Origin of the sequence: Nostoc sp., from assembly GCF_036917395.1 — a bacterium.
Classification (GTDB): domain Bacteria; phylum Cyanobacteriota; class Cyanobacteriia; order Cyanobacteriales; family Nostocaceae; genus Nostoc.
In genome coordinates this window covers 25,361-50,604 of sequence record NZ_JBALDI010000079.1, presented here as the reverse complement: position 1 = coordinate 50,604, position 25,244 = coordinate 25,361, and the positions used below count along the sequence as shown (strand labels likewise).

The window sequence follows — 25,244 nt, the reverse complement described above, 5'->3', positions numbered from 1 at the left end:
ATTTATGAATCATCAGCCAGTTGATGCAACCACCGCCACCACCTTTTTACCAATAGTGTCGGTGGTTGTTCCTATTTATAACGGTGAGACAGATTTACCAGAGTTAATCAATTGTCTGTTGTCTCAAACCTACCCAAAAGACCGGGTAGAATACTTGTTGGTGGATAATAACAGTAGCGATCGCACTCTCACCATCCTCAAAACATCTGCTGAAAATTGCCCAATTACAATTCACCCATTAAGCGAAAACCAAATTCAAAGCTCCTATGCTGCCCGTAATACTGGGATTCGCGCCGCTGTGGGCGAAATTATAGTTTTTACCGATGCTGATTGCCGTCCGCAACCGCAATGGTTAAATGCATTAATTCAGCCTTTTGTCAACTCAGAAGTGGTAATTGTCCCTGGTGAAATTTTGGCACTACCAGGCACAACTCTGCTAGAACAACACGCAGACCGTCAAGAAACTTTGTCACAAAAGCATACCCTTGACCATTCCTTTTGTCCCTATGGTCAAACCGCTAATTTGGCGATTCGACGCATTGCCTTAGAAAAAGCGGGTTTATTTCGTCCCTATCTTACCACTGGTGGCGATGCAGACATTTGCTGGCGGATTTTGGGGGAAAACATCGGGCGTTTGGAATTTGCCGCAAATGCGATCGTTGGGCATCGCCACCGTGCGACATTTAAAGAACTGCAAAGTCAATGGCGGCGCTATGGACGCTCAAATCGCTATCTACACGAACTTCACGGTGTAGATTTGATGCGAGATATGACAGCCAAAGAATGCGGCTATCGCTTAGGACGTTGGTTATTGAAGGAAGTACCAAGGGATATTAAAAAGGCGTTGGCGCAGCCCGCCGCAGGTATCGCGGGTCAAGCCACCCTTTTAGATTTATTAAATACTCCCATTGGTCTGTTCACTGCTAGGGCGCGGACTGCTGGGCAACGAAACGCCAAGCTGCCAGAGAATGCCAAGATAATTGATTGGCTCTAAAAATACTAGTAAGCTAAAAATCTTTTAATTTGTATCCTCCAAAAAATAAATCTCTTGTGGGGTGGGTCGAAAAGCCCGCCCTAGTTGTGGAAATTAAATGTACGACAGCTTAGTATGTGTTATGAGTTTTGCGCGGTTCCTAGTGAGCAATTTATTGCTCTCGCTGGCATTGAGGAGGTCATCGCCTGTGCCACCTTCGAGATAGTCATTGCCAGCATCGCGATTTACAGCAGTTTTTATGTATTTGAACCACATCTGTCGTAGGGGCGCAAGACCTTGCGCTAGGGGCGCGTGGTCTATTTACCTGAAAATAGCTGTAAGGTATCGTTGCCGATCGCATTTAGTCCAGATAGTAACTTCCTTGCTAGTGGCAGCTATGACCGCACAATCAAGATTTGGGATGTGCATTCTGGTGAATGTCTGCAAACATTGCCGGGACATCCTGGTTGTGTGCTGGTGATCGCTTTTAGCCCAGACGGCAAAACTCTGATCAGCAATAGCGCGGTAGCCAGGATGAAACAATCAATTGCTGGGATCTTGCTACAGGGGAATGCTGGACAACTTTACAACCAGCCCGTCGAAGGCATGATCATTACTGCGGCGACAGGGTTGACTGAGGGCGAGGTGTCAACTTTAAAAGCTTTGGGGGCAGTAGAGATGAATTCAGATTGTTCAATAGATGTCAACTTTCGCTAAATTGGAAAAAGGTAAACTCAAGGGAATTTTAAATGTCAGCACAATTGTTACTGGTGGATGATGAACCAGGAATACGGGAAGCCGTGAAAGACTATTTGCAAGAGAGCGGTTTCAGCGTTCAAGTCGCCAGTAACGCCCTTGAAGGTTGGGAATGGATGCAGATGAATACACCTGATTTGGTGATTTCCGATGTCATGATGCCCCAAGTGGATGGCTATCAGTTCCTGAAGCAACTGCGAGAAGACCCCCGCTTCCAAACACTCCCGGTAGTATTTTTAACTGCTAAGGGTATGACAGGCGATCGCATCCAAGGCTATCATGCTGGTGTTGATGCCTATCTACCTAAACCCTTCGATCCAGACGAGTTAGTGGCTATAGTCGAAAATTTGCTAGCCCGCCGCGCCGCTAAGGCTGCAACTACCGGAGATGACGCTGAAACCCCTGATCTTGCTGAACTAGCCAATCAGATTGCCCAAATTAAGGCATTGTTAACTCAAAGAAATGCTATTTCCCAATCGCCAGCCCCTTTCAAAATTGATTTGACTCCCAGAGAACAAAGTGTTTTAAACTTGGTCGCTGAAGGGTTGATGAACAAAGAAATCGCCCGTCGTTTAGAAACCAGCGTCCGCAATGTAGAAAAGTACGTCAGCCGCTTGTTTAGTAAAACTGGCACCAATAGCCGTACAGAGTTAGTTCGTTTTGCTCTAGAACACGGTCTGGCTAAATAGACATTGAGGACTCAGTGCGTTGCGGTGAGGGAGTCGCAGTCTTGGCGGTTCCCGTCGATTGCGAACTCCCGAACCCGAAGGGAGGTTCCCGATGCTCGTAAGCGTTGCCTTAGTGACTGTGCGTAGCGTCTGACTCGCTAGCGCTTCTCTACCTAGACGCGCAAGGGACGCTATCCGTTGTTCGCTCGCGTAGCGTCTTTGACAGGAGAAGCAACTGGTATCATTGGTTATTAGAGCAGAATTCAAGTATTTTAACCACATCTGTCGTAGGGGCGCAAGGCCAAGATCCCCTAGCGCGTGGTCTATTTACCTGAAAATAGCTGTAATCTTCTCCCCCACTCCCTCATCTTTTTTAGCTCCCGCTTTTGGTATTCCCCGCGTCCACTTTGTCAACGTAAGTTCGACGAACCTCTCGCTGCCTTGAACTAAAGTTCAAGTCTGTACCTCTGGGACTCAGAGAGTGACAATTTTGCCTGGCAAAACCTCTTAGAGGTTTTTTGAGTGTGGGTAACTGGTAATAGGTAACTGGCTGCTAAACCATCACCTATTACCAGTAATAGATAAAACATAAGTATTTTAGCAAATCAGGCACTTAGCTAAAGTAAAAAGCTAAAAGAAAGGTTATTTATTTTTACTTTGGTCTTTTAGGTTTTCATGGGATTCGCGCCTGTTCTCCAATTTCCCATCTGTAAAAACACAGGGTTTTATTATTCCTGCAATGTTTTGATAAAAACTCGGTAAAATGCACCCGGCTGAATTTACTCTCTGATTCTACCAGTACCCTTTGCTACAAAGCTTTTAATAAAGGAAACTGTTCCTGGGACTTTGTGCTGCTAAATAAGACTTTCACAAAGTAGAAATCACAATATTTTATGAATTCTACTTACTGATTAGTTTTTATTGCAACTGGGGTGTGAGAGCAACATTTTATTTGATACCCAACTCAGATTTTTACTCACTTAAATTATACCTTTAATCTGGAGGGTTTTCAGCAGCATTACGCAAGCGCATTAGCTGGCGTCGCATTTGAGGTGAGGCTTTGAATTCAGACACTTCCTGCGCTTTAACGGATGCTTGCAGCGTCTCCAAAAAGTCGTCCGAACCCACAGTCAAGGCATCAAGTAGCACCTGTAAGAGTTGCTCGCGATCGCCTAATAGACTCTTTTCCTCAATCAACCGGAATTTGAGATGGATTTCGCACTCATAAACACCTACTTCAAGATTATTTATCTGGCGTGGTAATACTTTGGAGTTCATAGCTATTGAGATTCCTTTACTTGGTTGTCATGAGGGTAAGGAGGTAGATGGTAAGCAAAAATTCTTTATATCTCTTTTGAATCCAAAGTGCTTGAATTAAGAATTTTTCTTCATCAATCACCTTTGTATTCCATTTCACTCTCCTGTGCTGTATTTACAAGCTAAATTTTCACTGTCTAGATTTTGACGTAACTGTGCCAGATGTAGCTTATGGTAAGCCATAACTATTATTAAGTTTTTAAAATTCTACACAATAAAGTTTCTGTAAGAAGTTGTGCAACCTTTTTAAAGGTTTTTACATCAACTTTATGTTAGCGTAAATAACATGTTTACTTGTTACTTTGATTTTAGTGTTTATACGTAAGTAAAACCGCTTAATTTTTTGAATTTACTAAAGCCAGAGGTGGATGTAGCGCTATTCAGTAAAATTACTTGGTGTACGTTTTTTGCAATATAAAATTTCGAAAAAATTGATGAGCATAATTATTAAGGTAAAAACTTTTGTTCTCCATAAAAAAACGTACACAGATCAAATTATTCCTGATGAGTGCTTTTCCCTACTGGCTTTTGGGCTTGAGGAGTACAAAAATCTTAGCAGTAGGTAAGATTAGTAGACCTCTTTGACTTGTTTGTATACCCCAAATGAAAACACTTTCTCCAATAATTTTTACAGGAAAATAATTGGACTACTGTCAGTACTAGCAGCTAACTGCGTCTTCAACTCTTAACATAAGTAGTAAGTTAGTCAGTACGGGTGATATTTTTACTTATGCCCATTCAATATACCCTTTTGAAACTGCGTTCAAAGCTTGTAAATTGAGAGCATTCAAGCTCAGAGATAGCGGCTACAATAATTTCAGTGTAATCCACCCAAATCTTACACCCTTTTATGGCTAACCCGATGCTGCTCAAGTCCACAACCCGGCATGTCCGCATTTTTGCAGGCGAAATTGACCGGGATGGCGAACTGATTCCCAGTCAACAGGTCTTAACGTTAGATATTGACCCAGATAACGAATTTAACTGGAATGAAGATGCGCTGCAAAAAGTTTATCGAAAATTTGATGAACTAGTAGAAGCATCTAGTGGCGCAGACCTCACAGACTATAACTTGCGCCGTGTGGGGTCAGACTTAGAGCATTATCTGCGATCGCTCCTGCAACTCGGCGAACTCAGCTACAATCTTTCTGCCCGCGTTACCAACTACAGCATGGGAGTCCCCCAAGTTGCAATTAACGACAAACAATAAGCGAATGAGTTAGTAGCAGGCTGGCTGGCTGAACCCTTTTGACAATTCAGGTCATGTGGAAAAGCCCACGAAAAACCCAGCCCCTAACGCCCTTGCGACGCTCTAAGGGGGAAAATTCAAATATTTAACGCCACGAGTGGCTCGCCGGACGCCAGTCACTCATGGGGAACCACTGCGGTGGACGGGTTAAGAGGCCTAAAGGAGGCAGTGCGCCCAAGCGGTTTCTTGACTATCTTGAAGCAACTGCCGTCAAGTGGCGTAGAAGCCCCTTCTCCAGAGCGCTGGCTCCCCAACGCAGTGGCTACTCCTGGTAGGAGAGAGAAATAGAAGTGAGGTTTTCTTGATTCGTCAGGTACTTTTGCTAAAATTATTATCTTTGCTATTCTTAATTCTTAATTAAAGTTAATTGTTGCTATCCTACTTATAAACTAAATAAATACCAACATCATCTGCTTCTTGATGATGGGATAATTCAGCAAAAGCAAATAGCGCAGTTATGCTTGGGTTATGCTTTGGTAACAGGGTTGGAGTTAGTTGCTTTGGCGATAGAGAGTCACAGAGCAATAAAAGCTATGATGAGGCTGTAGGGTTGACTTGGGAGCGTATTTTTTGCATAAGTAAGTATTTGCACCTGCTGATATCCACCAGCTAAAATCATCATCTAAAGTCTGGGTATGTCAAGTTTAAGAAGATGAGCGGTCTAGATTGTCCCTACTAATGCTGTTAAAGAAATTGCCAATCGCTGATCGGTGCGAAAACTATGGAAAATGACGCGGCAACGCTCTACTGTCCAAATGAAAATTGTCAGGCTGCCAACCCCCTGACTCACAAGTTTTGCCAGCGATGCTCAACGCCCCTACCGAAAAATTATCTCTGGGCTGTAGTAGATGGACCAAGTGTGGGTAGCCCTGGAGAAATATTAGCCGAACGCTATTTAGTCCTTGAGAAATCTATTCTTTTAGATACGAAGCCTGGTTTATTAGCACTAACGCCTGAGTTAGATAATTTACAGCCTCTAAAAGCTTACCTGAGACTCATTCCCTACCGTTTACACGTACCACAAGTATATGGAGTGCTATTTTTTGCTGATGGTTCCCCCGACCGAGAGATATTACTCTTAGAAAAACCACCATTATTAGTAGATGACACAATCCAACAAGTGCAGTTAGGCAGCGAGTTAACCACCGCTTGGCGTGATGCTACATCGATGCGCCAACTCAATTGGTTATGGCAGATAGCTCATCTGTGGCAACCTCTTGTGAGTGAAGGTGTCGCCTCTAGCTTGCTTGACTCCTATGTATTACGGGTAGAAGGATCATTAGTCCGTTTGTTGGAATTGCGTTTTGACGCCGCAACATCACCAGAATTGCCCCAATTAGGTGGATTCTGGCAGCAGTTGGTTAGTAATGCCAAACCAGCCATAGCTGAATTTGTTGATCACATTAGCCTTTGCTTAATTCAGGGAGAGATCAATTCAACCGATCAATTAATCACAGTTTTAGATGGGGGACTAGCTGGGTTAGGGCGATCGCAAACACCCACGATCCAAATTATCACCAAAACCGACACTGGCCCAAGTCGCCAACGGAACGAAGATGCCTGTAGCCCACCCAGTGGAACTCTTGTTAGCAAACCACCCCAGCCAACAGCCTTAGCAATTGTCTGTGATGGCATCGGTGGACACGAGGGTGGCAATGTCGCCTCAAATTTAGCGATTGAAACGATCCAGCAGCAGGTACAGCAACTAACAAAAGTTCCCTATGACCACATAGACCCCTCACTCCTGCTTAATGACCTAGAAAAGGCAGTGGCAATTGCCAATGATAAAATTAGTCAGCGCAATGACGGTGAAAATCGTCAAGGGCGTCAACGCATGGGTACGACTTTAGTAATGGCATTGCCTGTTGCACATGAAATGTACATTACCCACGTTGGCGATAGTCGTGCTTACTGGATTACCCGCCACGGCTGTTATCAAGTTACCCTCGACGATGATGTTGCTTCCCGCGAGGTGCGGCTAGGTTATGCCATTTATCGTGAGGCTGTACAACAGAGTGCTGCTGGCTCTCTAGTTCAAGCTTTGGGCATGGGACCAAGCACTTCATTGCATCCCACATCTGGACGGTTTATGCTCGACGAAGATGCTGTTTTTCTGCTCACATCTGATGGTTTGAGTGATTTTGATCGGGTGGAAGAATATTGGGAAACAGAAATCTTGCCGATTTTAGTTGGGGAAACAAATATAGCAAATGTTGCGGATAGATTAGTCGAAATCGCTAATGCTAAAAATGGACACGATAATGTCACCGTCGCTTTAGTCCACTATCAAGTCCAGTACTGGGAACCAGAAATCACGATTAAAGTTGTCATTCCAGAGAGTTATTCTGCCAAAACTGTTGATTTAACGTCCAGATCCGTAGATCCGACACTTTTAGATCGCCCCAACCACAAAACTCAGGTGATTCCAGACACTGAGCATGCTAAAACTCGCAGTTTACCGCTACAGTGGATAGTTCTGTTAATAGTTGTGGTAGCAGCAGGTTCTTTAGGATTGTTCGTGAAGCAACTGCGATCGCAATCATGGCAATTTCCATTTTTTTCCAATCCGACAACAACTCCAAACCCTACCATCAAAGCGACATCTGCACCGCGATCGCTTGCTAACCTTTCTCCTGGCTGGGTAATTAAAACCAACAATCAAATCTCTTTGGGAAACAACCAATCGCTTCCCCCTGGAGTTTTTTTAGAAGTTATCAACACAAAACCAAATCCCCAACCTGCTTCTGGTAATTCGGTGTCTATGCGAGTCTGTGCCAATAAAAGCACGCAAACTCCAGCTAATACTAGTAACCCAACAGTAACTTCCTCAATTCCACCAAATTCAAAACCTTTGCCGTCAATAGAGAAAACAGTATTGCTGGACTTATCCCAACTCAAACGCTCTGGGGTCTTAGTTTTACAATTAGATGCACCAAATCCATGTAGAACCGTCACCCAACCGCCTGCGATTCCATCACCTGCACCTGACACTAGTCCAACTTAGTCAAATACTCGATAAACTGGTAAAAACCTGGAATAATAACAGGTAACAACCAAAATAAAAACTTACAAGGTCAAAAAGTAGAAAATTTTCATTTTGAAGAATTGTTATTTTAAATTATTTATTTTAACTTTTAGTTTAATGAATCCATGCCATCCCTGAATTTGGCGATCGCCCGTCTCTTAAACACTGGCACTGACAACTTCGCCATTTGGGTGGTCAAGGCTCCCTATCCTAGTGGCTACGTTTTACGTGACTGTGTATGGCCTGTTGAAGTCAATCAAGTCTGGCAAGAATGGCAGCAGATGTTTGCTGGTCATAGTCGCCTAGATATTTCCCCAAACTCAACTCCAAAGTCCAACCCATTGCCCATAGATTGGATTTCACCACCTTCAGGTCAAACCACTGGCCCTTACAGCAGTCGTCTGATGCAATACTTGGGAATGAATCTATGGCGCTGGGTATTCGACGGGCAAATTCTTGGTAGCCTGGAACGCAGTCGCGGTATGGCTATGGGTCAGCATACACGTTTGCGCTTTCGACTAGAAATTCGTGACCCGGATCTGATTGCTCTGCCTTGGGAAATTATGCAGCGTCAGCCTGGTCAATCCGCTATGTCTCTCTCCCCAGATTTGCTATTTAGTCGCACCAGCAGTGAAGTTGATGCCTTACCGTATTTGCGAACTGACCAGGCTCTAAGTATCCTGCTGGTTTTAGGTCATGATGAAAAACTGGAACTGGAACAAGAAGCTGCTATTCTACAGCAAACTCTTGCAGATACGCCTGTGGATGGTAATTCCCAAAGATATGCACCTTGTATAGTGAATAAACTCATCCAACCAACTCCACAGGAGTTGATTCAAGAATTAGAAACCAGAGCATACAATGTTTTCTTTTACGCTGGACATGGTTTGCCAGACCCAGACGGGGGGTTACTGTTTTTGCGACCAGACATGCCCCTGAATGGGATAGAATTGGCGCAAGTATTGACCCGTACAGGTGTGAAATTAGCGGTTTTCAACGCCTGTTGGGGCGCACAACCAGCTGCTATCAATCATCAAGCTATACCTGCTAGCAGTTTAGCAGAAGTACTGATTCGTCATGGTGTGCCTGCGGTTTTGGGGATGCGCGATGAAATTGCTGACCACGAAAGCCACAGTTTTATTCAAACCTTTACCGAAGCTTTGCGATCGCACAAACCAATTGATGAAGCCGTAGCACAGGCTAGGCAAGAGTTATTAACATTGTATAAATTTAATCAACCTGCTTGGACTTTGCCTGTTCTCTACCTGCATCCAGATTTTGACGGTGAACTCATTAAAAATCTGGATGAAGGGATTACCGAACTACCAGACACAGCCATCCCTGATGTAGGTTCCGCGCTTCCAACTGCTTCTTTGCGATCGCTCACCTCAAAAGGGAAAACCTGGTTACTGCCTTATGGAGTCACCCGCATCGGCCGCACGAAAGATAATGAGATTGTCATCCCGGAACCATCTGTATCCAAACGCCACGCCGAAATCTTCTGCCGCGATACTCTTACTGATGCTACACTGGTGCGAACTTATTACTTAGAAGATTTTTCCACCTACGGGACAACCTGGTTTTTAGGCCCTAATGGCTGGCAACAAATCCTCCGAGAGGAAGTCCCGTTGCAATCGGGAATACAGTTAAAGTTTGGAAGTCCTAAAGGTGAAATCTGGGAGTTTATTATTGAAAACTCTTAGCAGAGCTATTGGATAAATGCATTTTGGTCTTTAGCATCAGCCTTTAAAATAATCTATTTTTAATAGATAAAAAATCAATTGTTTTTGCGGAAATCTCTTCTTGGGAATTGTAGCTGTCAATACCACCAAATAATTGTGAGGTAAGAAAAAATGGCTAATAAAATTAACGGCTCAGACACTTACTCTTCTTTGCCGTCTCAAATAGATTTAGAGTTACTGGAAGCGTTACTGGAACCAGACGATGCTACCTATCCCTGGAATCCAGCGGATGAAGAGTCAGAAGCTTATTTTCACGAGTTAGAACAACAGTTTGGAATCCAAGATTTGCTTGAGGAAGAACTGACAACGCGATCGCAAGATTTTTATAGCCATCTAGACACGCTTTGGTCTGGTATTGCTTCTACCTCAGACTACAATAGCAACCCACAACAGGCAGTAGTGCTTAATCTTCAAGAAACATTACGCACTACTTTTGCCGCCTGTATCCCCCAAGGATTGCTCAACACCATCGCCACTAAAGCTGCTGAAATTTTTGCTGCCCAGCAATCAATGGGTGAGCAACTGGTTGAGTGCGTTCAGACAGTACTACCAACTTGGGGAACAGAGGATCTTTTAGTTTTGGCTCGTCCTTTTGCTTACGCGATGCGGAGTAGCGAATCACAAAACGCCTCATCTGCGGTTAGTAATCTTAACAATAGTGAGTGGACAGCTTTATCAGAAGTAGACAAAGCAAAGGTTAGTTTAGCGATCGCTTACTATGCTTTTACTCAACTCAACAAGTCTCAGTCTGAACCTTAAATAGGGAACAGGTGACAGGTGACAGGGAATAAAAAAGTAGAGAAAGCTAAATTTTTTTTCATTGGGCGCTGTATTCGCGTAGCCCCCCTTTGTACTCACTCTGTTCAGAGGCGTCTCTTGGAAAGATGTTAGTTTGCCTTATGCAGAGGCGCAAAGAAAGAGTCGAAAATCAAGACTTTTGTAAGAAGTTTAATGAGCTTTATTTTTTAGGTATAGTTGTACCAGTATAAATTTACAGTGGGCTAATTTTGAAACTAGGCCATCTATCCCAAGAGATAAATATTCAAGAATCATTAGACATTGATTATTTCTCGCTCACTCCCTCCCTCCCCTCTTATTTTGGGCCGAGAAATCGGGTAGCGAAATTTTGCGATCGCGTCGGTGACAGCGCCCGTGCCTTGAGAATTGCCGCCATCAAAAAGGCGTAAGATAACACCCCTACAACTACCAACAGCAAGGCATTAATTGATCCTGTAGCATTCCACAGGGCATGGAGAGCAGAGGCACTAAGATAACCAATAGAAAGAATTTGCCAACTTCTACTGGGTTTGAGGACAGCCAACCCGATAAAATAACCCAGGTAGCCACTATAAGCCATGTGTCCGGCTACAGAGCCTAAAATTCGCGGAATTAGCAGTTGTAAACCCGCCAGTTGACCAGCAGCGCCTGTACCCACCTGTTGCGCGACATTTAGAGTTATATCCGGTACATATTGACCGAGAGTTTCCAATAGAGTGAAACCCACAGCAGAAGCCGTTCCCAGGAGAATACCATCTAGAGGTTCCCAGACGCCTATCCGTTCCCGCCAAGGTGAAGACAACATTCTACCGATGGCAAACGCCGCTAGTACAGGCAATGCTTTGAGTAATTCCTCCATCAACCCAGCCCCAAAAAACATCCGCACCAGCAACTCTGTGAAGCTAATAGATTCTTGGGGTAAGGGCAAGCTTCTAGGTAGGATGCGAAACACAAAGATAAATAAATCCAACAGCGGACTGAGTAAAATCAGCGTTGTACCCAATGCCGCACCCATTAGCACCCACCAAGGCTTCTGTTTACCGCAAAGTTGGTAAACAAAATAGTAGGCAGCGAAGGCGATGTAACTTGCTACGATCACTTGATTAGCTCGGGGCTGACCAACTGTAGCAAACATTAGCACTACAAAAATTACGGTCAGTATTCCCGGTATCAGGTAAGCTTTACGAGTTAAATCTTTACCAGTAGAAATAATCGGAAAAAGCTGAGTGAAGCTAACAGAATCTGGCTGCTTTAATTGCGTGTGGTTGTGGTAGTTTGTTGCCGAAGGTAATGGTGTAACTTGGTTAACTGTTGTGGCCGGGGTTTGGTAGGTAAACTCGTACTCAAAAACGTATTGTGGACCATCAGCACCTAGAGAAAAGCGATCGCCTGGGTGCAGTTCCTGACATTCATACAAGCGTTGTCCATTCAAATAAGTGCCATTAGCGCTATTTAAATCACAAAGCACCCAGCTGAATTTGCTATCTGGGGATACAGAGAGGGGACGAACCACTGCATGACGACGAGATACCATTCGATACGTCATGGCATCCAAGACAACTTGGCAGCTGGGGTCGCGTCCAATTACCATCTCTTTACTGGGGGGCAGCGAGTAGCGAGATTCTGATTCAAAAGCTGCCCCATTACCAGACACTAGCCGCAGAAATGCATTATGTCTTGCGTTTTTGCCTGTCATCGATAAGAAGTGCGTTTCTAAACTAATTCTTCATATAATTTGGCAGCAGGACTAACCTTAGCCACATTAACAGCAGCATTGCTAAATCCACTATAGCTTCACTTCCTGCTAAGAAATTTAAAATTTCCGATGCAAAATTTCAAATTGTTTCACCTAATGTAAATAAGTATTCCATTTGCTGAGAGTTTGTCCTCAACCTGGCTTGCTAGGCGGATAAATCAGATTATATCGGTGCTGTACTCTTGACATCCTAGTTGCAAATTAAACCCACGGCAATTTATCAAAAAATAGTAGTTTTTACTGCATATAGTTTCATCAAAAAACTATATGCTCTTTAGTTGTCTGTTGTCTGTTGTTTTTGCCACTGATAATTGACTAAGCTTTTTCGGGGCAGGGAGTAGGGAGTAGTGAAAGAAACTGCCCCGAAGATTGAATCAAAAGATTTCCCGTATTTTGCCTCAAACAGCTCTAGCTAGTTCTGGGTGTTCAATCTTAGTTCCAAGTACTGTGAGGAATTCTGCCAGCCAACGGGGGTGAGCAGGCCAAGCTGGTGCTGTCACCAAGTTACCATCAACTATTGCCTGATTAACAGGGATATCGACATAAATCCCTCCAGCACTCTTGACATCTGGGCTACAAGCAGGGTAACCAGTACATCTCTTGCCTTGCAGTACATCAGCAGCTGCCAATAACTGCAAGCCGTGGCAGATGGCAGCAATAGGTTTATTCGTTTGGGCAAAGTGACGGGTGATTTCTAGCACCTGCTGATTCAGACGGATATATTCTGGCGCTCGTCCTCCGGGAATGACTAAAGCATCATAGGTTGCCGCTTCTACTTCTGCAAACGTGGCATTTAAAGTGAAATTGTGACCGGGTTTTTCGCTGTAAGTCTGGTCTCCTTCAAAGTCGTGAACTGCTGTCCGCACCTTGTCCCCAGCTTTTTTGTCCGGGCAAACTGCATGGACAGTGTGTCCCACCATTTGCAACGCCTGGAAAGGAACCATTACTTCATAATCTTCCACATAGTCCCCAATAAGCATCAAAAGTTTTTTTGCAGCCATATTTTTGTTACCCTCACCTATTAGTCAATAGTTAATAGTTGTTTATAAAGTAAATATTAATTTAGAGTCAGCTACATTAGGCGTTAGTCTATGCGGTAATTTCTGATACATTACGGCATTAGCTGTGCTGTAATGTATCATTTAACGGCAGCAAGTTAACAAAGTGTAATCCATCTTATAGATTTGTTCTGTTAATGACTACTGACTAATTAAAGCAGATGGAATTCTGCGATCGCTTTCGGAAAGTTTTGATTTTCATGTCCTGGGCGGCTGAGTTTAATCAAGGCAAAACGCTGTAACGGCGTTAAAGCTGCCCAATTTTGCCCTGTCAGGGTTACACCTATTTCCTGAGCTTTTTCCTGGATGCTGACTGGTACAGTGGCAGAGTCTAGCCATGCAGGATGAGGCTCTATAGGCAATTTTTTAGCTGGTGTACCAGTACGTTGTATAATTAATCGCTGGATATGTTCGCGGTAAGACTGAATTTCCGTTTCTGTAGTGCAAGGTAATTCGACTAAAGCTTGACGCTCGGCTATAGTCATTTGATTCCAATCAGACAATTTTAGCTTGATGCCACAGGTATCTAATTTACAACGCACCTGCATGGGTATGCAACGCAGGGAATCAACAAAGTCTGCTTCAAATTCAAAGAAATCTGCCATAAGTAAGTATTCAAAATTCGAGCATTCAAAATTAAGGGTTTTTAATCATCGATAATTTTTATATCTTAGTTACGTATATTATGAATTAAAAACAAGACTTATCTAGCGATCGCACATTAATCATTTGTCCAAAATACAGTTTAGGCTAATTTTCTGGATCAAATATACTATGTTGTATTGGCAAAAATTTTATTTTAGCCTAGATTTAACTACATTTATGCCTGAAAACAGCTGATTACGTCTTTATTTTTAACGTCAATTATTGGAATTACTTAGACGAATTATTAGATAACTAATTGAGAGGGCGAGAATAGCAATTCCTAAACCAATTATATCAATACCTGAAACTTTGTCTAAGTCAAGAATAATAATTTTTCTGGCAACAGCAATTAAAGATGTGACAATAACTAATTCAACTTGAAAAACGTGTTTTCGTAAATAAGCTGTGATATTCTCTAAGATTTCTAAAGCAATTAAAACATTCAAAAATAGCCCGAAAATTTTATACAGTGTTGTGTTAAATTGTGCAAAAGGCGCTGCAAATAACTCTTTAAAAATAAATATTCCTAAATCCCCGATCGCTACCAAAATCACCATTACCATAAAAATAGATAGAGTTTTAGAAACTAGCACTTCTATGTTTTCGATAATGTGCATGAAGTTCTCATCTTTGGTAGTTACTAAAATTTGTCTTAGTAGCTTTCTCATAATGCTGCACCCAATTCTCAAATAAAATAAAATCCCATAGATAAATCTAGAGGATTAAAAAAAGAGGAGTTGCCGAAGCTTTGTAAGTTTTTTATTCTTTATCCATAGCTAAAATCGACGCTAGTAAAACCTCTTATTACGAGAGATTTAACCTCTTTAGATATAGTAATTGGTAACAGCCAAAATTAGACAGTCATAAAAAATGATAATAACTATTGACTATTGATTATTGACAAAATTCCCTATTGCTGGTTAGAAATTATCTCTTGAGCGGTACACTTAGGAGCTTACGATTGTGAGGACTGGAGTTGATAATCTTTGACTGTAACTTCCACAGAAATTGGTATCAGCTGCACAGCACAGGCTTTTAATTCTGGTTGCAGCGAATCAGGGCAAGATTCGGGATGGGTGAGGGCATTAGCTTCGGCATTGTCTGCCCACAGCGAACCCCAGTGCATGGGGACAAAAACTGTACCAGGCGCGATCGCTTTTGTCACCTTTGCCGGAAACTTAGCTTTACCACGACGCGATCGCACTTCCACCCACTGATGATCTACAATACCTAACCGAGCAGCATCACGGGGATGAATTTCGATAAACGGTTCGGGATGCATTTTGCAAATTTTTTCAATTCGCCCGGTACGCGTCTGCGTGTGCCAATGTCCGTAAAGTCGCCCATTAGTTAGCACAAAGGGATAATCTGGGTCTGGTGGTTCTGCCAATCCCTTTGAGTAATATGCCCCAAATCGAGCGCGTCCATCAGGGGTGTGGAAGCGGAGATTGGTGTAAAGGCGTTTGGAGGGAGTAGGGAGTAGGGAGTGGGGAGTAGGGGATTCACCATTCCCTACTCCCCATTCCCCACTCCCCATTTCTGGGTGAGGCCATTGAGTTGGGCCTTCTGTCTGTAATTGCGCGTGATTGATACCCGTCATATCGCAAGGGCGATCGCTAGTTAGTTTGACAAACTCAGCATAAACTTCAGCAGAGTTAGCAAAGGCAAATTCTCTCTCAAAACCTAACCTCCGTCCAACTTCGGCAAAAATTTCCCAATCTGCTTTAGCTTCTCTTGGGGGTTGGCGGAATGCTTGACACAGAGTTACCACTCGTTCGGAGTTTGTCATCACACCAGTTTTTTCACCCCACTGGGCTGCTGGTAGCAGAACATGAGCGTAAGCAGAGGTTTCTGTAGGATAATAAGCGTCTTGGTAAATGGTAAAAGGCGATCGCAATAACGCCTTCTTAGTTCGCTCCAAATCTGGCATACTCACAGCTGGGTTGGTAGCTGCAATCCACAGTAACTCTACAACGCCATTTTCCAACCCAGTAATCATATCCCAAGTAGTCAAACCGGGATTGGGTGAAATTTGTCCTGGCTTGAGTCCCCAAAACTCCTCAACTTCTGCGCGGTGCTGAGGATTTTTCACCACCCGATAACCCGGTAATAAATGCGCCAAACCTCCAGCTTCCCGTCCTCCCATTGCGTTGGGCTGACCGGTGAGGGAAAAAGGGCCTGCGCCAGGTTTGCCAATCTGTCCAGTCATCAGGTGCAGGTTAATGATCGTTCTGACCTTAGCCGTCCCTTCTGACGATTGATTTACACCCATTGACCACAAAGACAATACTCGCTCAGATTCACCCCAATAGCGAGCTGCTGTTTCTAAATCTTCAATGCTGATTCCACATTGACTAGCTACTATTTCTGGGGGATAGTGGCGAATCACTTCAGCGTATGCCGGAAAGTTGCTAGTGCAGTCGTCCATGAACATGGTATCAATGTAGTTCCACCGCATCAACAAGTGAGCGATGCCGTTTAACAGGTCGATATCTGTACCGGGACGAATCGCTAAATGCAAATCAGCGGCTTCTGCGGTTGGTGTGCAACGGGGATCAACCACAATCATTTTGACTTTGCGATTCTTTTTGTGATACTTCTCCAGTCGGTTAAAAACGATGGGGTGACATTCAGCTGTATTAGTACCAATTAAAAACGCACAGTCAGTTAACTCCAAGTCATCGTAACAGCATGGGGGGCCATCTGAGCCAAAGCTTTGAATGTAGCCAGCTACAGCACTAGACATACATAAGCGAGAGTTAGCATCAAAATTATTGCTACCCAGACAGCCTTTCATGAGTTTCTGGGCTATGTAGTAGTCCTCGGTTTGAAACTGACCGGAACCATACATACATAAGGCTTCTGGTCCTTGGGTAAAGCACACAGTTTGAATGCGTTGCGTGATTATATTAAAAGCTTCATCCCAACTAACCCGCCGGAACTCTTGATCTAAGGAGTCTCGCACCATTGGGTAATGTAATCTATTTTTATCTAAAGATTCAGCGATCGTTGCGCCTTTAACGCAAACCATTCCTTGACTAGATGGATGGGCTTTATCGCCCCGGACTCGCCAATTTGGAGTTCCTTGGCTATCTCGATTAGTTGCTTTGCCATGTTGGGCTGGGGGTGAAACTTCTAATCCACAGCCAACACCACAATAAGGACAAAGGGTTTTGGTAAATTCACTCATGGCGGTTGTACCATTTTATTATTTGGATTGTGCAACCTCAGATTTAGTGGCAGTTTGAGAAATTTGTGCGTAATACAAAAAAACTCTTATTCCTTTGCGTCCTTTGCGGTTCGTTTTTTCATAAATTTTTTTAACGAACCGCAAAGACGCAGAGAGCGCAGAGAAAAGAAAAAGAGATTTTAATGAATTAAGACTGTTATAAAAGGATGAAGGGTAAAGTTGCCTAATTCAAATTTGATAGTGAATTTTCTACTTCATCATTAAGTTGATTATTCTTCAGTTAAGAAAATAGAGTTTGTAGTTGCAGTTTCTGGTAGTTCACCTTCATAAGCAACGGCAAAGGAACCTTTTGGTTCTTTGAGGAAGAAGGCACACATGAAAGCGCAGACTAAAGCAGCTAAACCCATTGTGTTAAATAGTGTAGATGCGTCGGTTAAGCTAAAAATTGTCAGGTAAACCACGCCGCCAAAATTACCGTAAGCTCCCACATTACCGGCAATTTGTCCAGTGGCTTCCTTCTTAATTAGGGGTACGATGCTGTAGGTTGCACCGCAGCCAGCTTGGGCAAAGTAGGCGGCAAACATTGTAACTGCGATCGCTAGCGGAATTGGCCAGTTACTATTAATAAAATGTGCAATCAAATAGGCAACACCAATACCTGCACTGATAATTGTCATTGTCCACTTACGGGAGCCAAATTTATCAGAAATTAAGCCACCACTGGGACGAGAAATCAAATTTAAGAAAGGATAGGTAGCGGCAATCATCCCAGCTATAACATGCTCTAAAGCAAAAGTTTTTTCAAAGAATGCCGGCAGCATGGAAACAACTGCCAGTTCACTGCCAAAGCTAGTTGTATAAGTGAATTCGAGTAAAGCTACTTGACCAAATTGAAAGCGTTCAGATGCAGCATAGGTTTTTTTGCCAATTAGAAGTTCTCGGTTTACCTGCCAAGCTTTGTAACTTTGGTAAGCAAATAATCCTGCTAATAGCAACCAAGTCAGATACATTTGACTCAGAGTTAGGAAGTGAATATTCTTTTGTTCCAAGCGCCAAGCTAATAAACCCAAGGCGAAAATCAAACCAAAATTCGAGATAATCATCGCCCAGAAGCTTTTGATACTGGTCACTTCTAGAGAACCATTCTTTTTAGGTTTCTTGTAGACTTTGCCAGTGGGCGTATCTTGAACAGTGTTGTAATAAATTACGCCGTAAATAGCTGCAATAATCCCTGTGAGTGCGATCGCTAACCGCCAGTTAGAAGCGCCACCAGCTAAAAAGCTAGTAGAAACTGCAAGTATCGGCAAGGCAAACTCTGCACCAAAAGCCCCAAAGTTACCCCAACCGCCATAAATGCCTTGAGTAATGCCCATCTCCTTCGGCTGGAACCATTCCGCCACCATGCGGATACCCACAACAAACCCAGATCCGACAATTCCCATCAGCAAACGACTGATAACTAGTTGATTAAAATCTTGCGCTAGCGCCGTTGCTAAACAAGGAACAACCGCAAACATCAGCAAGATTGAATAAGTGATTCTGGGGCCAAAACGATCCAGAAGCATCCCAATAATTAGTCGTGCAGGGATTGTCAGGGCCAGGTTACAGATGCCCAAAGTTTTGATTTGTTCTGGTGCTAAATGTAGCTCTTTACCAATAGTTGTAGCAAAGGGAGCAAAGTTAAACCAACAAACAAAGGTGAGAAAGAAAGCAAACCAAGTCTGATGTAAGATACGGTAGCGATCGCTGAATGAAAATAAGTTTTTAAGCATTCCAATCTATCTAAATTGAATAAAACACGGAGAAGAGGTAGGGGAAAGTTGAGCTTTTGAGGCTGAAGGTTGAGCCTTTAAGCCTGAAGGTTAAGCCTTAAAGGCTGAAGGTTGAGCCTTTGAGGTTGGAAGTTAAGCCTTAAAGGCTGAAGGTTGAGCCTTAAAGGTTGAAGGTTAAGCCTTAAAGGTTGAAGGTTAAGCCTTAAAGGCTGAAGGTTGAGCCTTTAAGCTTGAAGGTTGAGCCTTTGACTAATGCCGCGATAAGCACTAGCAGTTACTAACTACTAAGGCTTCTCACCTGGGTTTTGCCCCAAAGCTTTTGATTAGTAAATCTTGCAATACTGGTTGCAAGTCTTCACAAGGTATGCTTTTGATGACGCAAGTTCCCAAATGGGCATCTTTGCCAACTTTGCCGCCCATATATATGTCAACGGCTTCCAAAGTTTTGCCATTTTTGCGAGTCTTAGTTCCCATCAAGCCGATATCTGCAACTTGGGGCTGTCCACAGGAATTGGGGCAACCTGTCCAGTGAATTCGTACTGGCTTGGTGAAGGTTAAGTCTTCTTCTAAGGCTTTAATCATTGCCAGAGCGCGGTTTTTGGTTTCGATCAGGGCGAAGTTGCAAAATTGTGCGCCTGTACAAGAAACTAGCGATCGCGTCAACAAACCTGGCTCAATGGAAAACCTTTCCAGCAAAGGCTCTGTTAAAAATGTTGCTAAACGTGAGTCAGAAATGTTAGGAAGGACAATGTTTTGTTCAACGGTGAAGCGGATTTCACCACTGCCGTAAACTTGCGCTATACGGGCAATTTCAAACATATCTTTAGCATATAGTCGCCCGACTGGAATGTGCAAGCCTACGTAATTTAATCCCGGTTGCTTTTGTTTATATACCCCGATGTGGTCGCGTTTTTCCCAGTCTATTTCATCTTTTGCTGCTGCGGGTAACAATGATTTACCCAAACGGTTTTCTACTTCTGCTCGAAACTTTTCTAAACCCCATTGATCAATTAGCCACATCAGGCGGGATTTTTGCCGATTAGCACGCGGGCCATGATCACGAAAGACTTCCAAAACCGCTCTACATACAGCTACTACATCTTCAGGAAGCACCCAAGCATTTAGAGGAATCGCCGCTTCACAACGTTTGGCTGAGAAAAAGCCACCCACTAAAACGTTAAACCCGAAAATTTTTTGCTCCCCTGCTTCTTGAAATGCTGGAACAAAAGCTAAATCGTTGATTTCGGCGTGAACTGAATTGTCTCTTCCACCTGCGATCGCAATATTAAACTTCCGTGGTAAGTTGCTAAACTCTGGGTTTCCTTCCCCTTTGTTGGTGAGCATATCTTGAATTTGCTGTACTAACTCTCGTGTGTCGTACAACTCATCTGCATCCAACCCCGCCACAGGATCGCCTGTGATATTGCGGACGTTATCCATTCCTGACTGAATGCTGGTTAAACCAACTGTGTCAAATCTATTAAAGATATCTGGTAAATCTTCAATTCTGATCCCTCGTAATTGGATATTCTGTCTGGTAGTAATATCAGCGCAGCCATCATCTCCATAGCGCTGCACCACTTGGGCTAAAACACCCATTTGACTACTGGTGAGAATACCGTTAGGCATCCGTAACCGCATCATAAACTTGCCTGGGGTGACTGGGCGAAAAAACACACCCACCCACTTGAGTCGATGATCTCGATCGATTTCATCCATTGCTTCCCAGCCCAAGGCAGCAAATTTCTCTATCTCACCCCTGACGGCGAGTCCATCTTTTTCTGCCTTGAATTTCTCGAACTTATTAAGGCTGGTGGTAGTTGCTGTGTCTGTCATGAGTCTGATCGTTACAAATTACTAAATATGGTGATAATTGCCCAACATCAACCAACCCGTAGTTCTATCAGGTGTTGTATCTACGAAGGTTTGGGAATAAAAACTTAATATTTGCTCACGGCTGATTATTTTTACTTAAGAGCATTCCAAAGCGAAACCCCAATCTATGATTAATTAAGGAAAACTTGTCGGTATTTACATCTGGGAAATTTGTCAAGCAGCTTTAGATACTGTTCATGTAACAATTTCAATACTCATAAGTTAACGGGAAATTTCTGTTAAAATCGTATAAATTGTTACGATTTTTTGGTAAAATTGCTGAAAATATATGAAACCTATGCATTTTTTGCATCAAAGTCAGTCAATGAGCCACAAAAAGCCCTTGATGAAAAGTATTTAAAATAACTGAAGCGATTTTGGACTGCCATAGATTAATCCAAAATCCAAAATCTAAAATTGAGTAGCAGATGTTAGCTAAAACTTAGATATTATTTCAGCAGCTATGAAACGTCGTGATTTTATTAATTGGGTAGGTTTGGGTTGGATAGCGAGTTCTCTACCTGTAGCGATCGCAGCCTGTTCTTCTCAAACAACTTCAACATCTGGGGATTGGCAAACAGTAGGCACCTCGGCAGAATTAGATAAGACTGGCCAATTGCTAGCTAAAAACTCACCTGCTGGGCCTGTGTTGGTAGTCGGCACATCTAAAGCTGCAAATCTGACAGCTGTTAACCCTACCTGTACTCACGCAGGTTGCACTGTAGGATGGAAAGCTGAGGCAAAAAAATTCGCCTGTCCTTGTCATGGATCGGAATTTGGCATTGATGGTAAAGTGCAAAAAGGGCCAGCTACAGAAGCGCTTAAAACTTACGCCGCCAAGATTGAGGGTAATTCAGTTGTAGTCAAGCCAAGTTAAACAATACAATTCAGGGGATCGTGAGTAATATCAACCAGCTTTTGGTACAAGCCCAGACAGCATACGATGCAGCTGATTGGTCATCAGTAATTCAATATTTACAACAATTAATCTTAGGGGCAGACTCTGAACATCCAGAGATAGTTAAAAATCAAGAATATCTGCTGACATTAACACTTTCAATGTTAGAGATGGGGGATTTTCAACAACGCTGGGAAATTACCAAAGTGCTGACTCACTTGGGGAAAATTGCCATCCCACCACTCATTGACATCTTAGAAGATGAAGATGCAGAAGAAGAATTACGCTGGTATGCAGCGCGGACTTTGGGTGAATTTCAGCACCCTGAAGCCATCGCCCCCTTGGTGGAATTGTTGAAAACTGATGAGGATGAAGAACTCAAAGCGATCGCAGCTACAGCACTAGGGCAAATGGGTACTGTTGCTATTACTTCACTAACTGAACTTTTATTAGATGAAGATACACGACTTTTGGCAGTGCGATCGCTTTCCTGTATTCCGCAACCAGAAACCATCACACCGCTATTGAGTGTAGTGCAAGATCCACAAGCAGCAATCCGTGCCGCCGCAATTGAAGCCCTCAGCAGTTTTCATGACGAACGTGTACCACCAGTATTGTTAAACGCTTTAGATGATATAGTTGCCACAGTTAGGCGTGCAGCAGTGCTTGGTTTAGGTTTTCGCCCCGACTTACGCCAAGCATTAGATTTGGTAACCAGACTGCAACCCAAGCTTTACGACTTTAACCTTGAGGTTTGTTGTGCAGCCGCAGTTTCCCTTTCTCGGATGGGTGGTGATGACGCTGCCAAATACTTATTTGATTTGCTGATTTCACCCGATACACCGCTACCACTGCAATTAGAAACCATTCGCGCTTTAAGTTGGGTGGGGACACCATCCAGTTTGGAATATTTACAAACAGCATTTAACCAAATCACATCCGAGACACTTTGGCAAGAAATTGTCACAGTTTTGGGGCGAGTCCAAAAACCGCACTTAACTACACCAGCCGCAGAAATCTTACTGCAAATACTGCGATGCCTTCTCTACGAGACGCTACGCGAACGGCGAGCTTCTCTACAAGACGCTCCGCGAACGCTAACGCAACATCCAGCCACAGAGATTGCCAACATCAAAAGTGCGATCGCCCTGTCTTTAGGACAGTTAGGCAAAATGCAAGCTATTGAACCATTGATTTCGCTGCTAGCCGATTCAAATGCATCGGTGAGACTACATGCGATCGCTGCACTGAAAAATCTGGATAAGGAAGGCGCACATCAACAATTGCAGCAGTTAACAAATAACGCCACACTAACACTAGATTTGCACCAAGGAATAGCGATCGCTTTAGCTGAGTGGTAAATTTTTTCAAAGAGTATGCGCTACCTGTGTGCGTTCAGTATTAAGTAACTAAATAGTTCTTTATAATATACTTATTTTAGTCTTTCGGCAGCGATAAGATTAAGCTAGTATCAAAAAAGTTATTCGGTTAACTTGGATGACATTTACATCTATCGTTTCTGCCTAAACACACATAAACATAAGAGTTATGTCAATTAATCAGAGTAAGCTAGAACGAATTAAGCAAATAGCTGAAGCACTTGGTTACAAGCACAAGAAAGAACATTTAATTCACCACCATGAGCAAATGTCTGCACCTTACTTAGTCTTCCTACAATCTATGGCTAGGAATGCATTGCTTGTAACATCATTTGCAAGTAATCTCTCTTCTCGCTTAACTAACCTCCAAACATTTGAAACTAACTTGGTACAGAGTGGTTATAAATTAATTGCAAATCCATCTGTAGATAATTTATGCGATCAAAGGTAATGAGGAGCAAGAATTATTCCTACATCAGAACAAAAGACGCAGTGCTTTATACTGTGCTGCTGGTTTACTAAGTTTTACTTGCCCATAAATGTGGTTCGTGTAGACGAACGAACAGGGAATGTGTTCTTCTTGGCAGGCGAGGAGAATATTATTGAGATATATCCCAATGGCAGATGGAGGTACGTGCAATGAGCAAACCAAACTTTCAAGCAATGAGTCAGAAAGAGTTGCAAGCCTACGTTTTAGCCCATCGGGATGATCAAGAAGCATTTTACGCATATCTTGATAAGCTACACGCAGAAGCTAACTGGGTTGAAATGCCGCCGTTACAGTCTTCAGAGGACTTGGAAAATTATCCTGAATTTATTGAACGGGTTCGCAACGGTTCGGAGCCATATTCGTAATTAATAAATGCAAATATGACGCGTAGGTGTAGCCCGCCTTCGGCATCGCAGCCCTATCCGCAAGTTGCACAAAAACTTGTGTTGCTCAAACCTCATAATCCGCCGCATAATGTGATGAATTAAAAATCTTATCAAAAATTCATATATTTCAGCAGAAAATAGTCAATTCGTTTTCCGCGAAATTTACCAATAAATTCCATGCATTGCGGATAATTGACGACAAAGGCAGTAAAACCTGATTTACACAAATATAAATCTCAGGAAAGACCTGTAACAAACCCTACCAAACTTTGGTTAAAAATCCGTTAACTTAATGAAACCAATAAATGTAATTCAGGCTACATAAAAATGCGCCTAGAGCAGTTGCAAGCCTTTCTAGCGATCGCCCAAACCGGTAGCTTTCAACAAGCAGCGCGAAAATGTGGTGTCACTCAATCGACGATTAGTCGTCAAATCCAGGCATTGGAAGCAGATTTAGGTGTAGAACTGTTTCACAGAACAAGTCATGGAAAATTGACACTTGGAGGTGAATGTTTACTACCCCGTGTCCGCAAAATTTGCCAAGAATGGCAGACAGCTACAGAAGAATTAGCTGATTTAATCGCCGGAAAACAGCTAGAACTATGCATTGCCGCGATTCACTCTGTTTGTGGATCTTACTTACCACCAGTGTTGCAAAAATTTTGTCATGATTATCCAGATGTGCAATTGCGCGTAACTTCCTTGGGAAGCGATCGCGCCCTCAAAGTCCTCAAAGATGGATTGGTGGATTTAGCAATTGTGATGAATAATCGCTTTTTAACCAGTGGTAGAGAAATGGTGGTAGAAGTACTTTATGATGAACCGATAAAAGTTTTAACAGCAGCCAATCATCCACTAGCTCAATATGAATGCGTCCCTTGGTCGGAGCTAATTCGTTATCCTCAAGTGGTTTTCAAAGATGGTTATGGGATGCAGCGCTTAATACAAGATAGATTTGAGCGAATGGAAGCTAAACTCCAGGCAGCTTTAGAGGTAAATACCCTAGATGCCTTCCGGGGAGTGGTACGCCAAGGAGAACTGATAGCTTTGCTACCTCAATCAGCATTAGTGGAAGCACGCCAAGACGCTACCCTGGCGATTCGTTCCTTAGCCAGCAATAATACTAGTGGTTTAGCAGATGGTTCCAGTTTGACTCGTCGGGTAGTTATGGTAACAACTCAAGACCGACTCCAAATTCCCCCCATCAAGCACTTTTGGCAACTCGTGGGCGAAAATATTCCATTACAAATTGATCAGCAGCGATCGGCTTCTTAAGTGTGATTAAGTT

The 25,244-nt window shown here is 43.1% G+C and carries 21 protein-coding genes; 13 read left to right on the top strand and 8 right to left on the bottom strand.

Annotated elements, in window-relative coordinates; all coding sequences use genetic code 11:
• The first annotated feature begins 4 nt into the window (after positions 1–4).
• The 3 genes from V7K46_RS27570 (at position 5) to V7K46_RS27560 (ending at position 2,418) form a co-directional block, all read left to right on the top strand.
• Positions 5–994, top strand: coding sequence for a glycosyltransferase (locus V7K46_RS27570; protein WP_335118899.1), 990 nt, complete (start codon positions 5–7; stop codon positions 992–994).
• Between the two features lie 291 nt (positions 995–1,285).
• On the top strand, positions 1,286–1,690 hold the full coding sequence (locus V7K46_RS27565; protein ID WP_335118897.1) for a WD40 repeat domain-containing protein: 405 nt from the start codon (positions 1,286–1,288) through the stop codon (positions 1,688–1,690).
• 32 nt (positions 1,691–1,722) lie between these two features.
• Positions 1,723–2,418, top strand: coding sequence for a response regulator transcription factor (locus tag V7K46_RS27560; protein ID WP_335118895.1), 696 nt, complete (start codon positions 1,723–1,725; stop codon positions 2,416–2,418).
• A gap of 972 nt (positions 2,419–3,390) precedes the next feature.
• On the opposite strand, the gene V7K46_RS27555 is transcribed toward V7K46_RS27560, so the two are convergent.
• A complete protein-coding gene (locus V7K46_RS27555) occupies positions 3,391–3,675 on the bottom strand; it encodes an Npun_R1517 family heterocyst differentiation transcriptional regulator (protein WP_298904291.1) in 285 nt (94 codons plus the stop codon).
• A gap of 889 nt (positions 3,676–4,564) precedes the next feature.
• On the opposite strand from V7K46_RS27555, the gene V7K46_RS27550 reads away from it, so the two are divergent.
• The 4 genes from V7K46_RS27550 to V7K46_RS27535 all read left to right on the top strand — a co-directional run bounded on the left by V7K46_RS27550 (position 4,565) and on the right by V7K46_RS27535 (position 10,489).
• Entirely contained in the window at positions 4,565–4,924 is a 360-nt protein-coding gene (locus V7K46_RS27550) for an NAD(P)H-quinone oxidoreductase subunit M (protein ID WP_334866865.1), read from the top strand.
• 760 nt (positions 4,925–5,684) lie between these two features.
• Positions 5,685–7,967, top strand: coding sequence for a protein phosphatase 2C domain-containing protein (locus V7K46_RS27545; RefSeq protein ID WP_335118893.1), 2,283 nt, complete (start codon positions 5,685–5,687; stop codon positions 7,965–7,967).
• Positions 7,968–8,113: 146 nt separating this feature from the next.
• Positions 8,114–9,691 carry a CHAT domain-containing protein gene (locus V7K46_RS27540; RefSeq protein WP_335118891.1) on the top strand — a complete coding sequence of 526 codons (1,578 nt, stop codon included), beginning with the start codon at positions 8,114–8,116 and terminating at the stop codon, positions 9,689–9,691.
• 150 nt (positions 9,692–9,841) lie between these two features.
• Positions 9,842–10,489 carry a hypothetical protein gene (locus V7K46_RS27535; protein WP_335118889.1) on the top strand — a complete coding sequence of 216 codons (648 nt, stop codon included), beginning with the start codon at positions 9,842–9,844 and terminating at the stop codon, positions 10,487–10,489.
• 334 nt (positions 10,490–10,823) lie between these two features.
• Here the strand turns inward: V7K46_RS27535 and V7K46_RS27530 are convergent, their stop codons facing one another.
• The 7 genes from V7K46_RS27530 to V7K46_RS27500 all read right to left on the bottom strand — a co-directional run bounded on the left by V7K46_RS27530 (position 10,824) and on the right by V7K46_RS27500 (position 20,764).
• A complete protein-coding gene (locus tag V7K46_RS27530; RefSeq protein ID WP_335118887.1) occupies positions 10,824–12,203 on the bottom strand; it encodes a PrsW family glutamic-type intramembrane protease in 1,380 nt (459 codons plus the stop codon).
• Between the two features lie 458 nt (positions 12,204–12,661).
• Positions 12,662–13,264 carry a DJ-1/PfpI family protein gene (locus tag V7K46_RS27525; RefSeq protein WP_335118885.1) on the bottom strand — a complete coding sequence of 201 codons (603 nt, stop codon included), beginning with the start codon at positions 13,262–13,264 and terminating at the stop codon, positions 12,662–12,664.
• A 209-nt stretch (positions 13,265–13,473) separates the two neighbouring features.
• Positions 13,474–13,926, bottom strand: coding sequence for a nitrate reductase associated protein (locus V7K46_RS27520; RefSeq protein ID WP_335118883.1), 453 nt, complete (start codon positions 13,924–13,926; stop codon positions 13,474–13,476).
• Between the two features lie 255 nt (positions 13,927–14,181).
• Entirely contained in the window at positions 14,182–14,634 is a 453-nt protein-coding gene (locus tag V7K46_RS27515; protein ID WP_335118881.1) for a phosphate-starvation-inducible PsiE family protein, read from the bottom strand.
• 287 nt (positions 14,635–14,921) lie between these two features.
• Complete coding sequence (locus tag V7K46_RS27510; RefSeq protein ID WP_335118879.1) at positions 14,922–17,156, bottom strand: molybdopterin oxidoreductase family protein; 2,235 nt, start codon at positions 17,154–17,156, stop codon at positions 14,922–14,924.
• A gap of 269 nt (positions 17,157–17,425) precedes the next feature.
• A complete protein-coding gene (locus tag V7K46_RS27505) occupies positions 17,426–18,928 on the bottom strand; it encodes a NarK family nitrate/nitrite MFS transporter (RefSeq protein ID WP_335118876.1) in 1,503 nt (500 codons plus the stop codon).
• A gap of 294 nt (positions 18,929–19,222) precedes the next feature.
• Positions 19,223–20,764 carry a ferredoxin--nitrite reductase gene (locus V7K46_RS27500; RefSeq protein WP_335118874.1) on the bottom strand — a complete coding sequence of 514 codons (1,542 nt, stop codon included), beginning with the start codon at positions 20,762–20,764 and terminating at the stop codon, positions 19,223–19,225.
• Positions 20,765–21,266: 502 nt separating this feature from the next.
• Between V7K46_RS27500 and V7K46_RS27495 the strand changes: the two genes are divergently transcribed.
• The 6 genes from V7K46_RS27495 (at position 21,267) to V7K46_RS27475 (ending at position 25,231) form a co-directional block, all read left to right on the top strand.
• On the top strand, positions 21,267–21,680 hold the full coding sequence (locus V7K46_RS27495) for a QcrA and Rieske domain-containing protein (RefSeq protein WP_298910950.1): 414 nt from the start codon (positions 21,267–21,269) through the stop codon (positions 21,678–21,680).
• A gap of 17 nt (positions 21,681–21,697) precedes the next feature.
• A complete protein-coding gene (locus V7K46_RS27490) occupies positions 21,698–23,062 on the top strand; it encodes a HEAT repeat domain-containing protein (RefSeq protein ID WP_335119078.1) in 1,365 nt (454 codons plus the stop codon).
• Positions 23,063–23,249: 187 nt separating this feature from the next.
• Entirely contained in the window at positions 23,250–23,531 is a 282-nt protein-coding gene (locus V7K46_RS27485; RefSeq protein WP_335118871.1) for a hypothetical protein, read from the top strand.
• Positions 23,532–23,543: 12 nt separating this feature from the next.
• Positions 23,544–23,723, top strand: coding sequence for a DUF6888 family protein (locus tag V7K46_RS32195; RefSeq protein ID WP_442939881.1), 180 nt, complete (start codon positions 23,544–23,546; stop codon positions 23,721–23,723).
• Positions 23,720–23,935, top strand: coding sequence for a DUF6887 family protein (locus V7K46_RS27480; protein ID WP_335118869.1), 216 nt, complete (start codon positions 23,720–23,722; stop codon positions 23,933–23,935). The genes V7K46_RS32195 and V7K46_RS27480 overlap by 4 nt, the downstream gene beginning before the upstream one ends.
• A 348-nt stretch (positions 23,936–24,283) precedes the next feature.
• A complete protein-coding gene (locus V7K46_RS27475) occupies positions 24,284–25,231 on the top strand; it encodes a LysR family transcriptional regulator (RefSeq protein WP_335118867.1) in 948 nt (315 codons plus the stop codon).
• The last annotated feature ends 13 nt before the right edge of the window (positions 25,232–25,244 follow it).